This window comes from Nitrospirota bacterium (genome assembly GCA_016214855.1).
Taxonomy (GTDB): domain Bacteria; phylum Nitrospirota; class Thermodesulfovibrionia; order Thermodesulfovibrionales; family UBA6898; genus UBA6898.
Genome location: JACRMT010000012.1, coordinates 106,556 through 126,689, shown reverse-complemented (window position 1 = coordinate 126,689; position 20,134 = coordinate 106,556). Strand labels below are relative to the sequence as shown.

Genomic DNA, 20,134 nt, shown 5'->3' with positions numbered 1-20,134 from the left:
TTATTGTTCCCTGAACATTTCCGGAGGCAGGAGTCTGTGGAAGAGAGATACGATCCAGCAGCTATCGAACCCAAATGGCAGCAGTACTGGGAAGAGAAAGATCTTTTCAGAACTGAGAAGGACGACTCGCGCAAGAAATTCTACTGTCTTGAAATGTTCCCCTATCCCTCCGGAAAGATCCATATGGGCCATGTGCGCAACTACGCGATCGGCGATGTGATCGCCCGGTATAAAAGGATGCAGGGATTTAATGTCCTCCATCCCATGGGCTGGGACTCCTTTGGCATGCCGGCTGAGAATGCCGCGATCAAGCACAATGTCCACCCTTCGCAGTGGACTTATGAGAACATCAAATATATGAAAGGCCAGCTCAAGAAGCTTGGCCTGAGCTATGACTGGAACAGGGAAGTGGCAACCTGCAGTCCTGAGTATTACCGATGGAACCAGTGGTTTTTTGTCAAGATGCTCGAAAAGGGACTGGCGTACAGGAAGTCCTCGTACGTGAACTGGTGCCATTCCTGTGCAACCGTTCTTGCGAACGAGCAGGTGATCGACACAAAATGCTGGCGCTGCGACAGTGTTGTGGTGCAGAAGAAGCTTGAGCAGTGGTTCCTTCGGATCACCAACTATGCAGAGGAGCTTCTGAGCGGTTGCGATACCCTGTCAGGCTGGCCCGAGAAGGTTGTTCTTATGCAGAAGAACTGGATCGGCAAGAGCCATGGCGCTGAGGTTGATTTCCGTGTCGAGGGGATCGATCAGAACATAAGGATATTCACTACAAGGCCTGATACGCTTTTTGGCGCGACCTTTCTCTGCCTTTCTCCCGGACATCCGCTTGCTGAAAGGCTTGTTGCCGATAAGGAAGAACTTGAGAAGGTGAGGGCGCATTACGGCAAGGTTGACGAAAAGGTCGGCCTCTTCACGGGAGCATACTGCATCAACCCCATGAACAATGAGAAGATCCCTGTGTACATCGCGAATTTTGTTTTAATGGAATACGGCACCGGCGCAATTATGTCGGTCCCTGCCCATGATCAGCGGGACTTTGAATTTGCGGAGAAATACGGGCTCCCGATCAGGCAGGTCATTAAACTGCATTCAGCATTCAGTATTCAGCATTCGGCATTAGAGGAAGCATTTGAGGACGAAGGGATACTTGTTGAGTCGGGGCAGTTCAGCGGGCTGAACAGCGCCGATGCTAAGCAGAAGATCGCTGATCATCTCGAAGAAAAGGGCCTTGGCAAGAAGGTTACTAATTACAAACTGCGTGACTGGGGCATATCGCGGCAGCGGTACTGGGGAACCCCGATTCCTATTATATACTGCGACAGATGCGGCATTGTGCCTGTGCCTGAGAAGGACCTGCCTGTGATACTTCCTGAAGATGTGAAATTCACCGGCACCGGAGGCTCTCCGCTTCAGGAATCTGATGCGTTCCTTCACACAACCTGTCCGAAGTGCGGGGGCAAGGCCCGCCGCGAAACAGATACCATGGATACCTTTGTGGATTCTTCCTGGTATTTTGTTGCCTACTGCCTCAAAGACCGTAATGGGTTATCCGTAGTGCGTGACCAGTTTAAGGAAGACTCATCACCCATCACTCATCACCCATTACTGAAGTACTGGATGCCTGTCGACCAGTATGTCGGCGGCGTTGAGCATGCAGTGCTTCATCTTCTCTATTCCCGGTTCTTTACCCGCGTATTACGAGACCTCGGCATAGTTAATGTGAGCGAGCCGTTCATAAACCTGCTGACACAGGGCATGGTCATCAAGGACGGCGCAAAGATGTCCAAGTCAAAGGGCAATGTGATCGATCCTGATTATCTTATCAACCGCTACGGCTCTGATACATCGAGACTTTTCTCCCTTTTTGCCGCTCCGCCCGAAAGAGATCTCGACTGGTCTGACAAGGGCGTTGACGGGGCCTATCGCTTCCTGAACAGGGTCTGGTCAGTGGCCCAGAAGCATCGTGATGCCTTGAATAGAGCTGCTTCTTCAGCCACAGATAACGGGGAGCTTTCGGACAGTGCACGGGCAGTTCTCAGGAAGACGCACCAGACGATCAGGAAAGTTACTGCAGATATTGAAAAAGACTATCATTTCAATACCGCCATTGCTGCAATGATGGAACTGGTGAATGAGATGATCGGCTTCGAGCCTGATAACGGGAAGGAGATGCAGGTGCTTACGTTTGCCGCAGAGAACCTGCTCCTGCTTCTGTCTCCTTTTACGCCCCATATTGCCGAGGAGCTCTGGTCTCAACTGGATCACAGCAAAAACGCATCAGAAATGCCCTGGCCTGTATGGGATGCAGAGATTGCAAAAGATGAGGAGATCGAGCTCGTGATCCAGGTCAATGGCAAGCTGCGGGGCAAACTCATGATCCCTGCCGGGCTGACTGATAATGACCTGAAAGAACGGGCGCTTAAGGACAGCAAAGTCGCTGAGTTCATTGGCGGGCAGGACATAAAAAAGGTTATCGTAATTAAAGGCCGACTCGTAAATATTGTTGTGGGGAGATGATGACGCACTGCCGACTGACAACGGTATCTGTCTTCCTGGGGCTTGCATACATTGCGGTTCTTATGACTGCGGGCTGCGGATATTCTCTTCATCGCAGGGCAGACCTGCCGTTCACCGAGATCAGGATAGGCAAGATCGAGAACCTCTCGCATGAGCCGAAGCTGCAGGACAAGCTGCATAAGGCGCTTGTCCTGGAATTTGCCAGGAACGGCATCACCGTTACCCCTTCAGCCGGGAATGTCCTTTCCGGTATTGTCCGCAGGTTCGAAATGTCGAGTCTTTCAGAGAAGAACGACATAACCGTTGAATACCGGATCACTGCTGATGCTGACTTTACGTACAAGGACCATGATGGGAACGTGCGCGGGATAATAAAGGTCACATCGCCCTTTATTATCTCATCTGCAGGTACGGGGGACATGACCCTGCTCCTTGGTTCCCGTGGCATGGCCGAAGAAAAGGCAGCTGCAGATATTGCCGTGGAGATCGTCGGCGCACTCATTTACAAATGAGCTACAAAAACCTTCTTGATGAGATAAAGAAAGCTCTTCCAGCGCCATGTTATCTGATTAACTCCTCCAGTCGGTTTCTGCATGCTGAAGCAGCTTCTCTTATTAAGGGTCTTGTTCCGCCTGAAGAACTGGACTTCAATTTTCAGTCCTTTGATATGCTTTCCCCTGAGCAGGAAAAGACAGCCTTTGACCAGGTCCTCGATGTCTTGAATACGGTTCCGTTCTTTGCCGGCCGAAAATTTGTCGTGATCGAAAATTCCCAGAAGATCGCGAAGAAGGACCTGAAGAAACTCGAAGGCTATCTGCAGAGCCCGTCAAAGAGTTCAGTGCTGGTGCTCCTGTATGAGGGGACGCTTAAGAAGGATGCGAAAGAGAGCTTCGCGGGGGTCAAGCAGATCACGGTTGATATCAGGGAAAGCGACATGCCTGCCTGGATCGTCGAAAAGGCGAAACTGAAGGGTCTGAAACTGTCAGGAGATTCCGCTGAATATCTTGTTGCGATGATCGGCCCTGACCTCGGCATGCTTTCGACAGAGATCGAGAAGCTGACACTTGTCGGTAAGGCTGACATAGAAAAGGGCGACATTGCCGAGATCATAGAAGGGAAGAGGAGCTTTGGCGCCTTTGACCTTATCAATGCGATCCGCGACCGGAACAAGGAAAAGGTATTCAGGATATACAGCATCCTGAGGGAGACCGAGGAGCCGTATGGACTGCTGGGGGCATTGAACTGGCAATATGCTCAGCAGCTGGGGGAAAAGAATTCCCCCAGGGAGCTGAACTATCTGTATGAAGTATTTCGCCTGCTGAACAGTGCAGACCTGGGCATAAAGACCGGGGGATTCTATCCTTTTGAGCTGCTGCTGGTCAAACTGCTTAGGCTTTCGCCAGCGCGTTAGTCTTTTTCGTCAGTCTGGATATCTTGCGTGCAGCGGTATTCCTGTGGAGTATACCTTTTGATTTTGCGCTGCTGATGGTCTTGATAGCAGCCAGCAAAGTCTTTGCTGCCGCCTCTTTGTCTTTTGCCTTGACCGATGTCTCAACAGCCTTTGTGGCGCCCTTGATCGTGCTTTTTGCTGCTCTGTTACGGGCATTTTTTACTTCAGCCTGCCGTGCCCTCTTCTCTGCTGAAAGGTTTCTTTTTACCGGTGCTTTTGCTGCCAATGTGCTGTCCTCCTTGATCGAAAAGTCCTGTTTTATACCATAAAACAACCTGTTAAAGCAATGAAAGGCCTGAAGAAGGGCTGTATGCAACCCCTGAACCTTCTATGCTACAATTTATCCCATGAAACAGTATAAACCTCTGTCGCTCAGATCAGTAAAGACCTATTCACTCTCCGGGAGGAAGAGCAAGGTGTCGGTCAGCTCTTTTGCCGGCGTGTCCGAGCGCGGAGATTCATTTGCGAACTTCCTCGAAAAGCTTCCTGATTTCTTTGCTGCCCGAGACTTCAGATCTGTTGTCGCTGCCATTGTACAGGCGAAGAAGGACCGGAGGCCGGTTATCCTCGGCATGGGCGCCCATCCAATAAAGCTGGGTCTGTCGCCGGTCATCATAGACCTGATGAAAAAGGGGATCATAACCGCGATCGCCACAAACGGCGCCTGTGTTATTCATGATTTTGAGATAGCCATGGCAGGTCATACGTCGGAGGATGTTGCGCGGGAACTCTGTGCCGGAGCGTTCGGCATGTCAAAGGACACAGGCAGGGGACTGAACCTTGCGATCAATAAAGGTGTGAAGAAGGGATACGGCATCGGCAAGTCAGCAGGTGAATATATCAGCAAAGGAAGATTCACGTTCAGGGACAAAAGCATATTTTGCCAGGCCTACGAGCTCGGCATTCCCATAACGGTTCATATTGCCATAGGAACGGACATCATACATATGCATCCCGAGGCTGATGGCGCTGCTCTCGGCAAGGGGAGCATGGATGATTTCAGGCTTCTTGCCTCTGTTGTTGCCGATCTTGAGGGCGGTGTCTATATCAACCTCGGCTCTGCGGTCATACTTCCCGAGGTCTTTCTGAAGGCCCTGAATGTAGCACGCAATCTCGGCAACAGGGTAGAGAAGTTAACGACCGTGAATATGGATTTCATTCAGCACTACCGGCCAAGAGAGAATGTTCTGAAAAGGCCGACCATGAACTGCGGCCAGAATTTTGCCCTTACCGGTCATCATGAGATCATGTTCCCGCTGCTGGCCGCTGCTGTTATTGAGGAGATGCCATGAGAGTTATAGTCGATGAAGATGTCTGTATAGGCTGCGGCAGGTGTGAAGAGATCTGCCCTGCTGTTTTCCATGTTGACCCTGTGATCGGCAAGTCAAAGGTGATCGATGAAGAGGCCTGCGACTATACCGGCTGCTGCGAGGCGGCTGAAGAAAACTGTCCGGTCGACGCGATCAGTCTGGAAGAATAAACAAAAGACCCGCATAGTTTCTTTTCTTTTCCTGTTTCTCTTGATCTTTTCTTACTGCTACAATATTCCTATGGCGGAGACCCGGAAGCAGCACGAAAGTATCATTTCAGGAAGTCTCTGGAAAAACATCTGGCAGCTTTCATGGCCCATGCTGATCATCATGGTCCTGAATTTCATTGTCGGGTTCACAGACATCTATGTGGCAGGACTGATCAATCCGCAGGTCCAGGCTGCGGTAGGCTTCATAAGTCAGCTCTATTTCCTTGTGGTGATCGTTGCCAATGCAGTCAGTGTCGGCACCCTTGCACTGGTTGCACGAGCCATCGGAGCCGATGATCTTCGGCGTGCGCTGCATATTGCGCGGCAGTCCCTTCTTTTCAGCCTTGTCTGCGCAGTCAGCCTTGCAGCTGCCGGACTCCTCATGTACAGGCAGATCATAGCCCTTGCAGGCGTTCCGCCAGAGATCAGGGAGATCACCGGAGACTTCTTCAGGATCTTTGTAATTGCCCTTGCTCCTAACTATGTGCTTATCATCTCCAATGCGGTCTTTAATGCAAGCGGAGAAGTAAAAAAACCGCTCATGACCATGTCTCTGGTGACCGTTGTCAACGTGATCACGGTCTTCGGGCTTGTCTTCGGCCTCGGTCCTTTTCCTGCTCTGGGATATAGAGGCATCGCAACCGCCACAGCAATCTCGCTGATGATCGGCATGCTGATGAACCTTCTTTTTCTCGGCTTCAGCAGATGGAGGAAGCTCTTTGCTGAACCCTGGAGGATCTCGGGGGAGACCGTTGGCAAGATCCTGCGTATTGGCTGGCCTGCGGCAATGCTCCAGATCACCTGGAACGCCGGCAGCATCGTCCTGTACAACATACTCGGCAGGCTTGGCGATACCAGCATTACTGCGCTTGCATCCATATCGAATGGCCTCAGGATCGAGGGTATCATCTATCTCCCTGCTTTTGCCCTGAATATGGCGGCTTCAGTGCTTATCGGCCAGAACCTCGGAGCAGGCTCTCCTGAACGTGCTGAAAAGGCCGGATGGAAGATCGCGCTTTCGGGTGCGTTCTTTATGAGTGCCATGGCTGTTGTTTTCTTTTTGAATGCCCGGTATTTTGCGTCTCTTCTTGCACGGAACCAGGACGTGCTTGAAGAGACAACGCGGTATCTCCAGTTCAATATGCTCTCAGAGCCCTTTATGGCCATGAGCGCGATCCTTGGCGGTGCTCTCCAGGGAGCAGGAGACACGAGGGGCACTCTGAAAGTGATCGGCATCAGCATGTGGCTTATCAGGCTGCCTCTCGCATGGTTTTTCGCGCTTGTAATGAATTACGGCGCCACGGGCGTCTGGATGGCGATGGTCATATCGATGTGTATACAGGGCATACTAATGTCAGCGCGGTTCCATAAAGGAACGTGGAAGCATCTGAAGGTTGAGTAGATATATCTTTACGTTGTATTGCAACAGCCAGAAACACCGTAAAAGGTCTGCAATGACAACATGATTAACTGAATATCACGTAAACGTAGTTGTTGCCATTTCAGCCATTCAGAAGACAGGTTGGCTGGTAGGGTTTAGGGCATAAGGTGTTGCAGGCAGTCCTTTTCCGGCATTTCTGCCTGTCGCTGATTATGGTTTGAAACGATAAAATGGGATAGAATTATGAGAGGAACTGATCATGTTGAGATTATTCAATACCTTTGGCAGAAAAGTTGAACCATTCAGGACTGCGGGCAATAAACGCGCTGCGATCTTCACCTGCGGCCCCTCGGTGTACCAGCGCGCTCATATCGGCAATTTCAGGACCTTTCTGTTCGAAGATATCCTTGTCCGGTACCTCGAATATTCCGGGTTCGCGGTGGAGCGCGGCATGGCGGTCACTGACATCGAGGACAAGGCGATCAAAGAGGCGGAAAAGCATAAGACCTCGGTAAAAAAGCTTACTGACCGCAATATCTCCCAATTCATTAAAGAGCTGAAACTGCTCAAAATGAAGGTGCCTCATTATATGCCCCGTGCATCAGAATGCGTGGATGAGTCGGTCGGGATCATAAAGAAGCTGATCGAGAAAAAGATCGCGTACAATCATGGCGGCAATATCTATTTTGATCCACTCAAGGTGCGCGGATTCGGCAAGCTTTTCGGGCTGGATATGTCGAAATGGCCGAAGAAAAGGAGAAGGTTCCATAAAGATACCTATCCCGGCATACAGTGGAATTACGGCGATTTCATCCTCTGGCACGGCTGCGAGATCAGCGAAAAGGCCTGCTGGAATACTGAACTGGGCGAGGGCAGGCCGTCATGGAACGTGCAGGACCCCAGCATGGTGCTGCGTCATTTCAGAGGAACGCTCTCTGCCTTCTGCGGCGGCATCGATAATCTCTACCGCCATCATGACTATTCCCTTGCGATCCTGGAAGCGATCAAGCCATATCCCATGTCGCAGTTCTGGATGCATGGTGCGCATCTTTTCGTGAACAACCAGAAGATGTCCAAATCCAAGGGCAATATCCTGTACACGGATATGCTGATCAAGAAGGGATATTCTGCACAGGAGATCCGCTTCTTCCTGATGTACAGCCACTACCGGAAGAAGCTCAATTATTCTGATAAGGCCATGGAAGCAGCAGCGCATAGGCTGAGGGATTTCAGGGAGTGCGTGAAGTTGATCAGGAGGAAGGCCGGTTCTGTTAGACCTGAGAAGTCGCAGATCTCCAGTGATCTTGGAGATGCTTTTGTCACCTGCATGGACAATGACATGAGCGTGAAGCCCGCTTTTGATGCTATGCGGGGGATCTTGAAGAAGATCGATATATCGTCACTGTCCGCTGTTCAGTCCGCAGGCATTATCAGAACGCTGAAAAAGATCGACGAGGTCTTGCAGGTCATTTTCTGAGAGGTTGATCGCTTTTTTTGTCGGCTTCTCATCTTGACTTATCAAACATAAGAAGTTATGATTATTCATAATGTGGCATATTCTTGAGCACCGCACCATAGCGAAAACGTGTGTAAGGCTGCCCTTGCAGGTTCTCAAAAAATATGAGCTCTGGAAGAATATCGTATTCCGGCACGGTCCTGATAAATTGCGAGAGTTTCCGGGATTTCATGATGAAAAATTGAAAGGTGAACGCAAGGGGCAGCGATCCTCGCGTTTGAGCGATCAATACCGGCTTATTTATGAGATAGAACGCGATATCGTTACCGTTATGGTCGTTGAAATAACACCGCATAAGTATTAGGAGGTAAAAAATGAAAGCTCAGACTCAATACCGTGCCGCTAAGGCGCATGCTGTTTTATCAACAGGTGAGGTTATTCGAATGCTCCGTGATCTGAAGGGATGGACGCAGCCTGAGCTTGCGCGCCGTTCAGGGATATCAGTGCCTAATCTGAGTCTTCTGGAGAATGAGAGGGTCGAAATTGGCAAGAAGCGTGCGGAGCAGCTTGCTGTGGCCTTCAATGTTCATCCGGCCATAATAATGTTTCCTGAATATGAGGCAAGAGAAATAGAGAAGGCAGCTTGATTGGCTTGTGATATCTTTCTTCTTTGCAGCGGCAACCGGTATCTGCCCGGGCATGATCTTTTCGAATATGCTCTTCGGGAAGAAGGATGAGAAGTCAGAAAAAGGGGATAAGTAACCCGTGGCAATTTTGCAGTTATTCCTTGATCCTCTGCCCATTTGTCTCTAAAATGATGGACAGAAATAAAATGAAATTTGAACTGAATTTAAAAAGGTACAACATACCCGAAACTGAACTAATAGCAGACATGAAAAGGGTCTGTGAGGAAAGAGGAACCAACACTGTTACTGTAATAGCCTATAAACAATTCGGCCACTTCTCTCCCGATTGTATAGCCAAACGCTTCGGGTCGTGGTCCAAAGCTCTTAAGGTAGCTGGTTTAAAAGAAAACCCATCACAGCGGAAGAATATCCCTGAAGAAGCTCTTTTTGAGAACTTGAGAGAAGTTTGGATTTCGCTTGCACGACAACCTCGGTATGAGGAAATGAAACCGCCGCTATCCAATTACTCTACGGGGACTTATGAAAGGCGTTTCGGGACTTGGAACAAAGCATTAATGGCGTTCATGTCTTACATCGATAAAGGGCAGACTGACTCGTTGGTATCTGACACTATAACAAACGATGAGCCAGACGACATCACAAAACCACGGAAAGTAAGAAGAACCAAAAGAGAAATATCTCCCCGCCTGAGGTTCTCTATACTTCTGCGCGATGGCTTTCGTTGCCAATCCTGTGGCAGAAGTCCCATTAAAATACCGGGCATCGATCTACATGTAGACCACATACTTCCATGGTCTCAAGGAGGTGAGACTGTACCGGATAATTTGCAAACCAAGTGTCAGACATGCAATCTTGGAAAGGGAAATGCATTCAATCAATAAAGTAAAAGCAACAACAAGGCGGGAGCGATGAGGCTGCCCCCGCCGTGACTGTCTGACCTTACAGCAGTTTCTTCTGAACGAGTTCTCTCAGCTCTTCCAGCATCTTCTTCCTGTCCGCATCCGTCAGATACGGTATAGCACAGAGATACTTATGCTCGATCAGTTCCATGCCGGTGAACTGGAATATGCCTTCCCCGGTGGTCTGGGCGATGCTCTTGAACATGCCTGACGCTTCATACATCTCCTGCGGCGCACCGGTCGTGGTGATGAGCAGCACCTTCCTGCCCTGGAGCAGGCCTTTAAGGTCTGGCCCAACAATGCTATAAGCAAAGCCTTCAGTAAAGACGCGGTCTATGTAACCCTTCAGGATCGCAGGCATGCCCGCCCACCAGAGCGGATAGATCACAACGATCAGATCTGCCGAGCCGACAAACTCCTGTTCCGCCTTTATTTCGGGCTGCAGCTGTCCCTGCATCATGCCTGCAAGGTCATTTGCTGAGAGCACAGGGTTGAAGTTCTGGGCATAAAGATCGCGTACAGAGACTTCTTTTCCGGCCTTTTGCAGTTCAGCCTGGACCGTCTCCAGGATGGCATGGTTAAAGCTCTTGGGGTTTGGATGGGCATAGAGAATAAGATATTTCATCTTTGTGCTCATTTCTTTTCTCCGAAGATCTCTTTGAAAAACTTTCTCATCGCCTCCCAGGAGCGCTTGTCAGCCTTCTCGTTGTACGCAGCACCCTTGGAGTTGTCATTGCCTGCCGCAGGATTGCTAAAGCTGTGCACAGCATTGCCGTAGCTCACAAAAGACCAGTCAACGCCTGCCTTGCGCATCTCGTCCTGAAATGCAAGCACTTCTTCGGCCTTTACAAAGGGATCATCTCCGCCATGCAGAGCCAGCACCTTGCCTTTGATATTCTTCGCATCAGCTGGCATAGAGGTGGCAAGGCCGCCATGAAAGCTCACAACACCCAGAGTGTCTGCGCCGCTCCTTGCAAGCTCAAGAACGGTTGTACCGCCGAAGCAGTACCCAATAGCAGCTGTCTTTGTCGTATCAACCATTGGCTGCTTTTTGAATACATCAAGCGCTGCATTTACCCGGGAGCGGAGCACCTTGCGGTCGCCGCCGCGATACTTCCCGGCAAATTCAGCAGCCTCTTTCCCGTCCTTGGGCCTGATGCCCTTGCCATAGATGTCCGCAGCAAAGGCCACATAGCCTAAGGCTGCAAGCTGCTCTGCGCGGCCCTTCTCATATGCGCCGAGCCCCATCCATTCATGGACAACAAGCACACCGGGTCTTTTTTCTTTTGATGCATCGTCATAGACAAGATATCCCTCAAGCAGAGCATCGCCGTCCTTATATTCGATCGCCTTACTCTGGATTTTGGCATATGCAGAGGTTGATAGCAGAACTGATACGAGCATGCAGAAGATAATGCGGAGAAATGGTTTCATGACTGACCTCCTGAATCGATTGGATATGCCTTCATTATACCCCCATTTTTCAGCTTATGAAGAGAAATATTGTGCTGGTCGCAGCAAATGAAATAATTTGGCTGGCTTTAAAAATCACCTATAATAGATACAAGTTATAACACTGATTAGAGAGTCGGGGATAAGTCAGATGAGTATTCTGATAGAAGGTGAAATGAATTGAACTCAGCAAGGTCTATCGCATTGCTGCTATTGGCCGCCATGCTCTTTGTTAGGCCGCAGGCCCGGGCAGCAGAGCCTGTTTATACTGATCAGGACCTGGAGCGATACGGCACACGACACGGACAATTGCCTGATGCCCCGGGATCGGGGGCAGGTGAAGAAGCCGGCAGGGCTTCCCGAATGCCGATGGGCAGCGTTGAAATCTTCAAGGCGAATGTCAGTTCAATTGCCGCCGTTGTGGCATATGACGAAAAGGAGAGATCGTTCAGTCATGGGAGCGGGTTTACGATCGCAGCCAACGGCGCTGTCTTGACCAGCTATCATATCATCAGCAATGCGGCCTCTGTCAGGGTAAAGGTCAATGGTGCGGTCCTGCCGGTCGAAGGTGTTCTGCATGCAGACCGTGAGCATGACATTGTGGTCCTCAAGGTGAGTGGCGGAGCGTTCCGGGCAGTAACGATCGGCGACAGTCGTGAGGTCAGACAGGGTGCCAAGGTATTCCTCATGGACAACTCTCAGGGCAGCCGCGTAAGTATAACGGAAGGGAGCGTGAATGGCTTCAGGGAGATCAGCGGCAGACAGATGTTCCAGATCACGATCCCATTGACTGCGGGGAACAGCGGCGGAGCTATTTTTGATCAGAATGGGGACGTGATCGGCATTGCGGTGTCAACCATCACGGACAGCACGGTCAATTTTGTTGCACCTTTGTATACATTTTGGGACAACATATCCCTTGACCGTGTCATCACGATTCGGGAGGCTTTTTACCGTGATCCGGGAGGTTCTGCAAGCTACTGGGTTAACCTGGGGAACAGCCTCAACTCTGCAGTGCGCTATACCGAAGCCCTTGAAGCTTACAATAAGGCTGTGGCAGCTGACCCATACGCTGTTGAAGCGTATAACGGCCTTGGCGTGGCGTATTTGAGTCTGAACAGGAACAGCGACGCCCTGACAGCCCTCAGGAAGGCGCTCAGTCTTGACCCCCAATCGGCCTGGACACGTTCCAATCTCGGCATGGCATACCTTGAAGCAAAGATGTATAAGGAAGCGGCTGATGAGTTGAATGCTGCGATCAGGATCATGCCCGAGCTTGCGGTTGCCCATTTCAATCTCGGCATTGCATACACAAAACTCGAAAAGTATAAGTCTGCCGTCACAGCATACAACGAGGCGATCAGGCTGAAACCTTCATTTGCTGATGCCCATTACGGGCTTGGCCTGCTATACAGCTATCTGGATGACAGAGTCCCTGCGCTTGAAGAATACAAAATACTGCAGGTAATTGATCCGGCATTGGCGAAAAAGCTTCGTGAGAAGATTGGACAGTAAGTGAAATAATCAGAAAAGAGTTTTCTGGCCCTTCGGCTCTTTGTTAGCACGCGCGAAAAGTCAGGGCTCGGAATTGCGAAAACTGGCTTCCCGGCGTACGTTGACAGGGTCAAGTTTCGCTTGAAAAGTATAGCACGCTGAGCGGTCAAAAGTTCCGAATCAAGACTTCTTTGACCGCTTTTTTCTTATTTCCGCCTCCCAAGCTGTAACTGGTAGACACACTCTCGATCCGGAACCTCTTATAGATCTCCCTAACCTGCGAAGTGTCGTTTAACGACAGGATAAATTTTCCCTTGATTCTGCCAAGGAGATCCCGCAGCGTGCCGAAGTCCTCTTTCGAGAATATCCCTTTGCCATAATAATCCTCGCAATTGAAATAGGGAGGATCGATATAAAAGAATGTGCCGGCGCGATCGACCCGCTCGATGAGCTTTGCATAGGGCAGGTTCTCGATATAGGCTCGTGACAGTCTCAGATGGGCCTCAGACAGCTCTTCCTCGATCCTCAACAGGTTTATACGGGGAGCCCTGGTAGCGCTGACGCCAAAGGTCGGCGCGACGATCTTACTTGAAAAGCCGCATTTTAACAGATAATAGAACCTCACGGCCCTCTGGATATCGGTCAGGGTCTCGGGCCGCTCCATCCGGAAGCGATCGAACTCTTCCCGCGATATCAATATCCAGCGAAAATACCGAATAAACTCATCGAGATGCAGCTTTACAATCCGATACAATGTGACCAGATCAGTGTTGATGTCATTGATGATCTCGATCTCCGACTCCTCTTTTTTAAAGAAGAGCCATGCCGCGCCGGCAAATACCTCGCAATAGCACTCGTGAGCCGGGATTTTCGGGATGATTTTGTTTGCCAGCAGCGACTTGCCGCCGACGTAGGATAGAAAGCTTTTCTTCATGTGCGACCTCCCTTTTTCTTTGAAATACAAGGGAAACCTGCTATTATTTATCCGCCCTTCGCGAGGGTGCGGATGGTAGCGGGTTATCCCGTCCTATGCGAGATACATAGGGTTTGGGGAGGTCGCACTCCCCGGAATACTGTCCGCCTGTCTACAAGCTAACTTTCAATCCTCAATACCACGGTCAGGGACTCCCGGCCAGTAGCTACCGGTGCAGATTGGATATCGTCGGCGTTCCAGATCCTCGCCGTGTATGTTGCACCGTCATAGTCCGTGAACGTGAAGTTTTCTTTGATCCCGACCACGACACCGAGGAACGTCATGAAATTAGCCAGATCGGTCGCGGATATGTTTTTCCATGACAGTGTCCGGAACCTGTCCGGCGAGATGCCCTTGTCGTAACTGTACAGGTCCCCGCCGTTAGACCGCTCTTTTGGCTGCATATACTCTGTTTTCCGGCTGTAACTTCCAGGGCCTGGGTTCCGCGCAAACTGCACTGATCCGGTCGGGGCGGATGTCCTCTCAAATTTTATCAGCGCCATATCAATACTCCCTCGCTTCCAGCGTTAGCCGGTCATTTCTTTTGCCCGTCGCGCTGCCCGGTGCAACGTTCGCCTTTTCCACTTCGCACAACAAATTGCCCTCCGAAGCAAGAGTGACTCCGTCAGCGAATTCCAGCTCGACGTTGTCGAGAAACAGATCCATTTTCAATATCTTTTTTCTGTCCTTATATCTGGCAAGGTAGAAATCCCCGACGCTCTGGGCAGTGGCGTCATCCCTGATGAAATCGAACATGAACATCTGCGGGTTCTCTTTTGTACCATACCGGGTGATCGATGTAGCATCTGATATTGCATACAGTTTTCTGTATGCACCGTCACCAGACTTTGTCCAGTCGCGATTATAGTGCACGTCGATCTTATTGATCACCTCTCCCAGAGGGGAACGGGCAGGCCCTCTTACAGAGGTTTTATAATCGCTCTCCATGCGGATCATGGCCGCCGTGATGGTTTTGTCGCTGGTCAGCATATCGGGTCTGTTGAGTAACTCGGTCTGAGCATTGGCAAATCGCAGATAACATCTGCACTGGAACGCCATCAGTGCCAGCCATTCTTTTGCGCGTTTATACTCGTTGATCACGACCGCAAAGACATACGAGCCGTTTGCAGTTCCGCTGAAAGAGGCATAGCCCAGGTAGGTGCTCAGAAAATGGCTTATGATGTCATTTGGGGCTGAATAATTATATCCAACGCCACTCGCCACGAGTTGTGTGCCAACCAGAGTGTTGGCAACACTATTGCCGGACAGGGTAACTGTGCCGGATTTAGTGACTGATCCACTCTTGCTGGCTGCCCCGCTTTTGCTCGCGCTGCCAGACTTGCTCGCTGACCCGGACTTGCTCGCAGAGCCTGTTTTACTCGCTGATCCTGTTTTTGACGCAGAGCCTGCCTTCGTCAGAGTTTGTGTGTATAGGACTTCCTTCCAGAGCTCGTAAATGCGTATACTGGAAGAACCTGTATAAATCACCGTGCTGTCATTCCAATTGCCGCCTGTCGCAATCTTTCTGAGTTTGATCTTCCCTGAGTTCGCGGGGAGGGTAAAAGAAGTCGTATTCAACTGCAATGATTGAGAAGTCCCTGCGGTGTTTTCGGCAATTACATAATGATATTGCTCGGCAATCGTGCCGAAGGATGTCGTTGGGTAATATGCGTAGTTGTAAGAACCGCTGGTGACCAAACGGTAGGTGGTCTCATCGCCATCGATGTATTCATTGTAAGTCCCGCTGTCGGGATATCTCGTAATGGTCGATCCTGCTGAACTAAACCCGATCGTGTCGCTCACCCCTATCCCATCGCTCACCCCGATAGTGTCCACGACAGATATGGTGTCGGCCACGCTGATCGTATCGTTGACCGCAATAGTGTCCACTACCGCAATAGCGTCATTTATCGATATGCCGTCAGCCACCAAAAGGGCCACTGCCTGCGCTGCCGTAATATAGCCCGGCACCGAAATCACTGCCTTGTTGGTGTAGCCTGTCGTGCCGCCCGGATGCTTTGTGCATATCGCCGTAATGTCCAGCTCAGCGTCATTGACCCTGCCGTAGATCTTGCCTATGCTGGTCACAGGGTGATCCGCCCACATATAGACAAATGCTGCTTTTTTCTCCCACACAGCGGCCCCTTTGGCATGGGATACTGCCGTTGTACTGTTATACCCACGGGTGCATGACGATATCGTGTCGCCGGAGATGCCCGATATGAGTATCTCCTCGGCATCAATGGTGATCACCATGCCGTTTGCAAACCGCGAGCCGTCTGACAGACTGAAACTGGTTGCCGCAGCGGTAATATTAGCAGGCAGGCCGGTCATGGCCCCTGCATCCACGATCAGGCAAGGGACCTTTTCGACTGTACCATAGATGATGTTAGGTACCTTGCCCACGTCGTCAGGGTCTGCCGACGGATACGCGCTCAGGTTGATCTTACTGCCGATGTATTTATCGAGGCGGACAGACAGGTCGGCAAAATCAATCCGATAGGTCAACTCGTTCAGCTTCTCGAAATCGACGATATTGCCTACCCAGATCCTTTCGGCGAAGGCAGATGCATCGCGGAAATACAGATACAGTTCACAGTCTCGCGTCTCAATATTATTAGCGGCCAACCAGAGGATATCATGGATATTCGGGCTTGTATCAGGATCTATAATGACCTCGATCGAGAAGTCAGACACTGCCGTCAACGCCATGTCGCCTGATATATTTTCATCGATGCTGCCCCATGTTTTTATCCATGACCGGGTCTGCCAGCCGTCGAGTGTTGTCATGGCAAGATCTGAGAGGTAAAACGTTCCGGAGGAGGCAAATGGGCATTTCAGGATCCAGACAGGCGCCGCTCCGATCTTCTTGTTCTTCTCTGCTGTAAAGGCTCCGCCAAAGGTGCGCACAGGCTATTTATTCTCTGTCCTTACAGACCACAACCACGATACCGGCTGCAGATCCTCCCTCGTTGCCGGAGAGTGTATCGAGCAATCCCCGAAGGCCCTGCTGTAATACCGATGCATCAGGGCAGGTCTTGATCTTGGCGCAGTTCACACAGCAATTCATATCAAAGCTCCACATGATTAACTCCTTTTCTTGCTATTATTTCAGGACCAGCAGCCGCCTGAATTCTTTTTCGAGCGGCCTGGCAATTTCCCGCGCCAATTGTTCAGGATTCTTATTCGTGCCGTGTATATTTATGATCGGGGCAAAGGTGATATTGCCCTGCGAAGGCGGCGGGGGATAGTTATTCTTCGCGTTCGGATTAAAGGCTCCTGCTGATCCACCGGAACCGGTCCCTGCAGACTGCAGCCCGCCCCCGGACACTCGCTGTTTGTCATCAGCAGATTTTTCTGCACTGGAAAGCAGTTTTGATATGGCCTGTTCAAGAGTCCTGATTATCGCCTCATTTTCAGCAATCTGCGTCGCATAGATCGCATAGTATGGTGACTCCGGATTTTTGCGCGCCTGCTCGGCAAAGGCCACGCGGCCCTCGGCTGCAGCCAGCTTCATATACAGCTCCTCAAGGACCTTTGCGATGCCGTCTGTCATGCCGCTTGACATACCGATCGCAGATGTATCATCCGTGGCCGATGCTTGCGCCTGCGAGGCAGCTGACCCCATGATCTGGGACTGTGCAGCTACTGACGAAATGCTTCTACTGAGACCGCTGAAATCGAAATTATGAGCAATATCTCCTGATAAGTCTTTCAACTGCTGCTGATAATCGTTCAGCTTTTCAGTCAGCGGCTTTTTGGGTGATCCTGTGCCGGTAAAATCAACATTCACTGAGGTATCCTGAAATACATCGCCAACTGATTCCCCGTGGGAACTGCTCAGCCCCATGCCGCCCCCGGCAGGCACATTGTTTGTCAGCACCGTTATGGTGACGGTTTTGTCTTTCACCTCGGCCATTGCAGCTATGACCGATTCGATGGCCTTTTGCGCCGGTCCGGTATTCACACTCAACTCACGCTGCTTTGCCAGCTCACTATCGAGCTGGATGATAGAGGCCTTGTAATGTTCCACCATCTCTGCGGCTTTTGACATTGCCGTCTCGATCTGCTGCGTGTATGTCGCAAGCTGATCCATTGACTGTTGTCTTGCAGCATCCACCTCACCTGTTGTCTGGACTATGGCGTCCTGGGCTTTTGCTATGTCCCGCAGGGCGTCTCTCACCGCAGTCTCTTTGCTGATGACTATAGCATCGCCCTCGGTCACCTCCCTTACGATAGAACCTCTTGTGGCCTGCCAATCTTTGAGAGCATTGATTTTTTCCTGCCCGCTGAGCTGCATTGCCGCGTCAAATTTCATTTGAGAAATGGTGAGTTGGTCGTAATACTTCTGCTGGTCGGTCATTAACTGCTGCCGCAGGGAGTTCTGCAGATCCGCATAGCCGTTCAGTTGTGCTATTTTCGACTTCTCGAATTCTGCCTGCTCCTGTGTCAGCCGCGCCATTTCATCGATTGCTCTTTTATGCAGGCCTTCCAGCGTGATGTAGTATTGTTTCCATGCCCCGAGCCTCGCAGTAGCTCCGGCCATCTCGGTCTGCAGGATCTGCGTCTGCTGGGTTGCCAGCGCAGCAGGGTCAGCCCCTGCCTTTTTCATCGCCTCTGCGATTGCCCTTTCGCCTGCCAACCGCCTGGCATAGACAGACTCAATCACATTGAGATAGACCTTGTTGGCAGTCGCGATAGCATTAACACTCTCTGCCTCTTTTGCCATTGTCGCCTGCATTGCTGCGCTTTTGTCCGCGATGGTCGCCATGCTCTTGCCGTAACGCTCTGTCTCGGCACGCACCGCCGCCATGCTTGTTTCTTCTTTTTTCAGGGCTTCGGTAAAATTGTCACCGCCTATCTTCAACTGTGCCTCACCGATCTTTTCGATTTCGGCGGATGCCTTGGATAGCGCCTCTACTATCTTCTTGATCTCCTCTGCTGTCTGCCCGGCTCCGGCCTTGACTGCTGCAGATTGTTTTATCCATTGCCCGGTGAGCTGATCAAATACCACAGTGCCGGATTTTACTGCCTCATTAAATTGCTTCATTGCGCCTGCCCCTTCAAACCCAAGGCTTTTAAAGGTTTCTTTCTGCTTTCCGGATCTGCTGCTGAGATAGTCCATCTCTTCAGCCGCCTCCCGCAGAGCCTCATTAACCTTGTTCATGCCGGATATGTCTATATCCGCCAGTTTATAGGTCCATTCATCGATAAGTTTTCCGATCTCGTAACCAGCCAGAAGGGCAAGCCCTGCGCCTAATGCATGGGCCTGGGCTGTCGTTAGAACCAACGTGGTGGAAAGCGTTGACAGGCGGGTAATGAGCAGCGCAATGGCATCGGCCTTTGCTACCGTCATCATAACGGTGATCGCACCGGCGATCTCATAGAAGTTATTCTTGACCGTCTTCAGTATCTCCCAGGGCAGCGAAAGCAATGCTCTATGCTCACTGACAAAATCCCTCACTGATGCGATGTTTTCCGTCAGCTCCAGGGTGACCTCTTTCAGAATAGGGATCAGCTCATTGCCGATCGCAAGTTTAAGTCCGGATACCGCATCATCCATGTCCCTCTGTGCCATGGTGTATTGCTTGACCGCGTTCACATTATCCTGGGAAAGGATAATGCCGTATTTTTTGGCGTCATCGGCTATCTCTTTCCATTGTGAGGCGGACATGGTGAGCACAGGCATCAGCTCGACAGCATTACCCTTAAAAAACTGTGTAGCAATGGCCATGCGCTCGGTCTCTGAAGAGGCTGATTTAATCTTTACCCGTATCTGCTCGAATACGTCAGAGAAGGATTTCAGAGACCCGTCGCTGTTCTTGATCTGAATATCGAATTTCTCAAATACATCAACCATCTGGCCTGATGCGTCAGTCACCATGTCCTCGATGCCCTTCAGGCCGCCCATCTTCCTTGCTATCGCCGTGACAGAATTTTGAAGTGCACCGAATGAAACACCGACCTGGTCAAAAACTGCGATATATTCGGATGCCGTTTCTGCCGACATACCGGTAATGCGCTGCAGTCTCCCGATTTCTGAGGCGAGTTTCTGTGTGTCGGGAACAGCAGATGCGATAGAGCTTGACAGTTTGGCAATTACGGCCGTGCCAAGGGCAAGGGGTGCAAAACTCTTCACCATATCGACCACCGAAGACTTCACCTTGTCGCAGGCAGAGCTGACCTCCCTGAGAGGCGCAACCGACTTAGTGGTATCTGAAATTATTTCTATCTTGACGATTGCCATGTTTTACCTCATAATGTGAGTATGATCTGGGCAACAATCAAGACCATGCTCATCCTTTCGGTCATCGCCTACTTCGGCGCTCCTGCCCTT

At 50.7% G+C, this 20,134-nt stretch carries 19 protein-coding genes; 11 read left to right on the top strand and 8 right to left on the bottom strand.

What is annotated here, in order from left to right; genetic code table 11:
• Positions 1-36 precede the first annotated feature (36 nt).
• Genes HZB62_10895 through holA form a run of 3 tightly spaced genes read left to right on the top strand, consistent with a single transcriptional unit; the run spans position 37 to position 3,937 of the window.
• Positions 37-2,526, top strand: a complete 2,490-nt coding sequence (locus tag HZB62_10895; GenBank protein MBI5075655.1) for a leucine--tRNA ligase — start codon at positions 37-39, stop codon at positions 2,524-2,526.
• The gene (locus HZB62_10890) at positions 2,523-3,038 is read left to right on the top strand and encodes a hypothetical protein (GenBank protein ID MBI5075654.1); all 516 of its coding nucleotides are present in this window, start codon (positions 2,523-2,525) and stop codon (positions 3,036-3,038) included. Before HZB62_10895 ends, HZB62_10890 begins: the two co-directional genes overlap by 4 nt.
• Positions 3,035-3,937: a DNA polymerase III subunit delta gene (holA, locus tag HZB62_10885; protein ID MBI5075653.1), complete on the top strand. Its 903-nt coding sequence runs from the start codon at positions 3,035-3,037 to the stop codon at positions 3,935-3,937. Before HZB62_10890 ends, holA begins: the two co-directional genes overlap by 4 nt.
• On the opposite strand, the gene rpsT is transcribed toward holA, so the two are convergent.
• Positions 3,915-4,202, bottom strand: a complete 288-nt coding sequence (gene rpsT / locus HZB62_10880) for a 30S ribosomal protein S20 (GenBank protein MBI5075652.1) — start codon at positions 4,200-4,202, stop codon at positions 3,915-3,917. The two genes, holA and rpsT, sit on opposite strands and share 23 nt — an antisense overlap.
• Positions 4,203-4,323: 121 nt before the next feature.
• Here rpsT and HZB62_10875 point away from each other — a divergent pair, with 121 nt between their 5' ends.
• The 7 genes from HZB62_10875 (at position 4,324) to HZB62_10845 (ending at position 9,860) form a co-directional block, all read left to right on the top strand.
• Positions 4,324-5,268: a deoxyhypusine synthase family protein gene (locus tag HZB62_10875; GenBank protein MBI5075651.1), complete on the top strand. Its 945-nt coding sequence runs from the start codon at positions 4,324-4,326 to the stop codon at positions 5,266-5,268.
• On the top strand, positions 5,265-5,456 hold the full coding sequence (locus tag HZB62_10870) for a ferredoxin (GenBank protein ID MBI5075650.1): 192 nt from the start codon (positions 5,265-5,267) through the stop codon (positions 5,454-5,456). The genes HZB62_10875 and HZB62_10870 overlap by 4 nt, the downstream gene beginning before the upstream one ends.
• A 70-nt stretch (positions 5,457-5,526) precedes the next feature.
• A complete protein-coding gene (locus HZB62_10865) occupies positions 5,527-6,897 on the top strand; it encodes an MATE family efflux transporter (GenBank protein ID MBI5075649.1) in 1,371 nt (456 codons plus the stop codon).
• A gap of 238 nt (positions 6,898-7,135) precedes the next feature.
• Entirely contained in the window at positions 7,136-8,353 is a 1,218-nt protein-coding gene (locus HZB62_10860) for a class I tRNA ligase family protein (protein MBI5075648.1), read from the top strand.
• Between the two features lie 70 nt (positions 8,354-8,423).
• Positions 8,424-8,696 (top strand): type II toxin-antitoxin system mRNA interferase toxin, RelE/StbE family, encoded by a 273-nt coding sequence (locus HZB62_10855; GenBank protein ID MBI5075647.1) that lies wholly within the window; start codon positions 8,424-8,426, stop codon positions 8,694-8,696.
• A 10-nt stretch (positions 8,697-8,706) separates the two neighbouring features.
• Positions 8,707-8,979: a helix-turn-helix transcriptional regulator gene (locus HZB62_10850; protein MBI5075646.1), complete on the top strand. Its 273-nt coding sequence runs from the start codon at positions 8,707-8,709 to the stop codon at positions 8,977-8,979.
• Positions 8,980-9,164: 185 nt separating this feature from the next.
• Positions 9,165-9,860: an HNH endonuclease gene (locus tag HZB62_10845; protein ID MBI5075645.1), complete on the top strand. Its 696-nt coding sequence runs from the start codon at positions 9,165-9,167 to the stop codon at positions 9,858-9,860.
• A 58-nt stretch (positions 9,861-9,918) separates the two neighbouring features.
• Here the strand turns inward: HZB62_10845 and HZB62_10840 are convergent, their stop codons facing one another.
• Together HZB62_10840 and HZB62_10835 are read right to left on the bottom strand one after the other, a co-directional pair.
• Positions 9,919-10,503: an NAD(P)H-dependent oxidoreductase gene (locus HZB62_10840; protein ID MBI5075644.1), complete on the bottom strand. Its 585-nt coding sequence runs from the start codon at positions 10,501-10,503 to the stop codon at positions 9,919-9,921.
• Between the two features lie 8 nt (positions 10,504-10,511).
• Complete coding sequence (locus HZB62_10835; protein ID MBI5075643.1) at positions 10,512-11,312, bottom strand: dienelactone hydrolase family protein; 801 nt, start codon at positions 11,310-11,312, stop codon at positions 10,512-10,514.
• 198 nt (positions 11,313-11,510) lie between these two features.
• Here HZB62_10835 and HZB62_10830 point away from each other — a divergent pair, with 198 nt between their 5' ends.
• Positions 11,511-12,845: a serine protease gene (locus tag HZB62_10830; protein ID MBI5075642.1), complete on the top strand. Its 1,335-nt coding sequence runs from the start codon at positions 11,511-11,513 to the stop codon at positions 12,843-12,845.
• Between the two features lie 145 nt (positions 12,846-12,990).
• Here the strand turns inward: HZB62_10830 and HZB62_10825 are convergent, their stop codons facing one another.
• The 5 genes from HZB62_10825 to HZB62_10805 all read right to left on the bottom strand — a co-directional run bounded on the left by HZB62_10825 (position 12,991) and on the right by HZB62_10805 (position 20,044).
• Complete coding sequence (locus HZB62_10825; GenBank protein ID MBI5075641.1) at positions 12,991-13,758, bottom strand: DNA adenine methylase; 768 nt, start codon at positions 13,756-13,758, stop codon at positions 12,991-12,993.
• Positions 13,759-13,916: 158 nt separating this feature from the next.
• Positions 13,917-14,300, bottom strand: a complete 384-nt coding sequence (locus HZB62_10820; protein MBI5075640.1) for a hypothetical protein — start codon at positions 14,298-14,300, stop codon at positions 13,917-13,919.
• 1 nt (position 14,301) lies between these two features.
• Positions 14,302-16,707: a hypothetical protein gene (locus tag HZB62_10815; GenBank protein MBI5075639.1), complete on the bottom strand. Its 2,406-nt coding sequence runs from the start codon at positions 16,705-16,707 to the stop codon at positions 14,302-14,304.
• A 7-nt stretch (positions 16,708-16,714) separates the two neighbouring features.
• Positions 16,715-16,882 carry a hypothetical protein gene (locus HZB62_10810; GenBank protein ID MBI5075638.1) on the bottom strand — a complete coding sequence of 56 codons (168 nt, stop codon included), beginning with the start codon at positions 16,880-16,882 and terminating at the stop codon, positions 16,715-16,717.
• A 21-nt stretch (positions 16,883-16,903) separates the two neighbouring features.
• A complete protein-coding gene (locus tag HZB62_10805; protein MBI5075637.1) occupies positions 16,904-20,044 on the bottom strand; it encodes a hypothetical protein in 3,141 nt (1,046 codons plus the stop codon).
• Between the last annotated feature and the right edge of the window lie 90 nt (positions 20,045-20,134).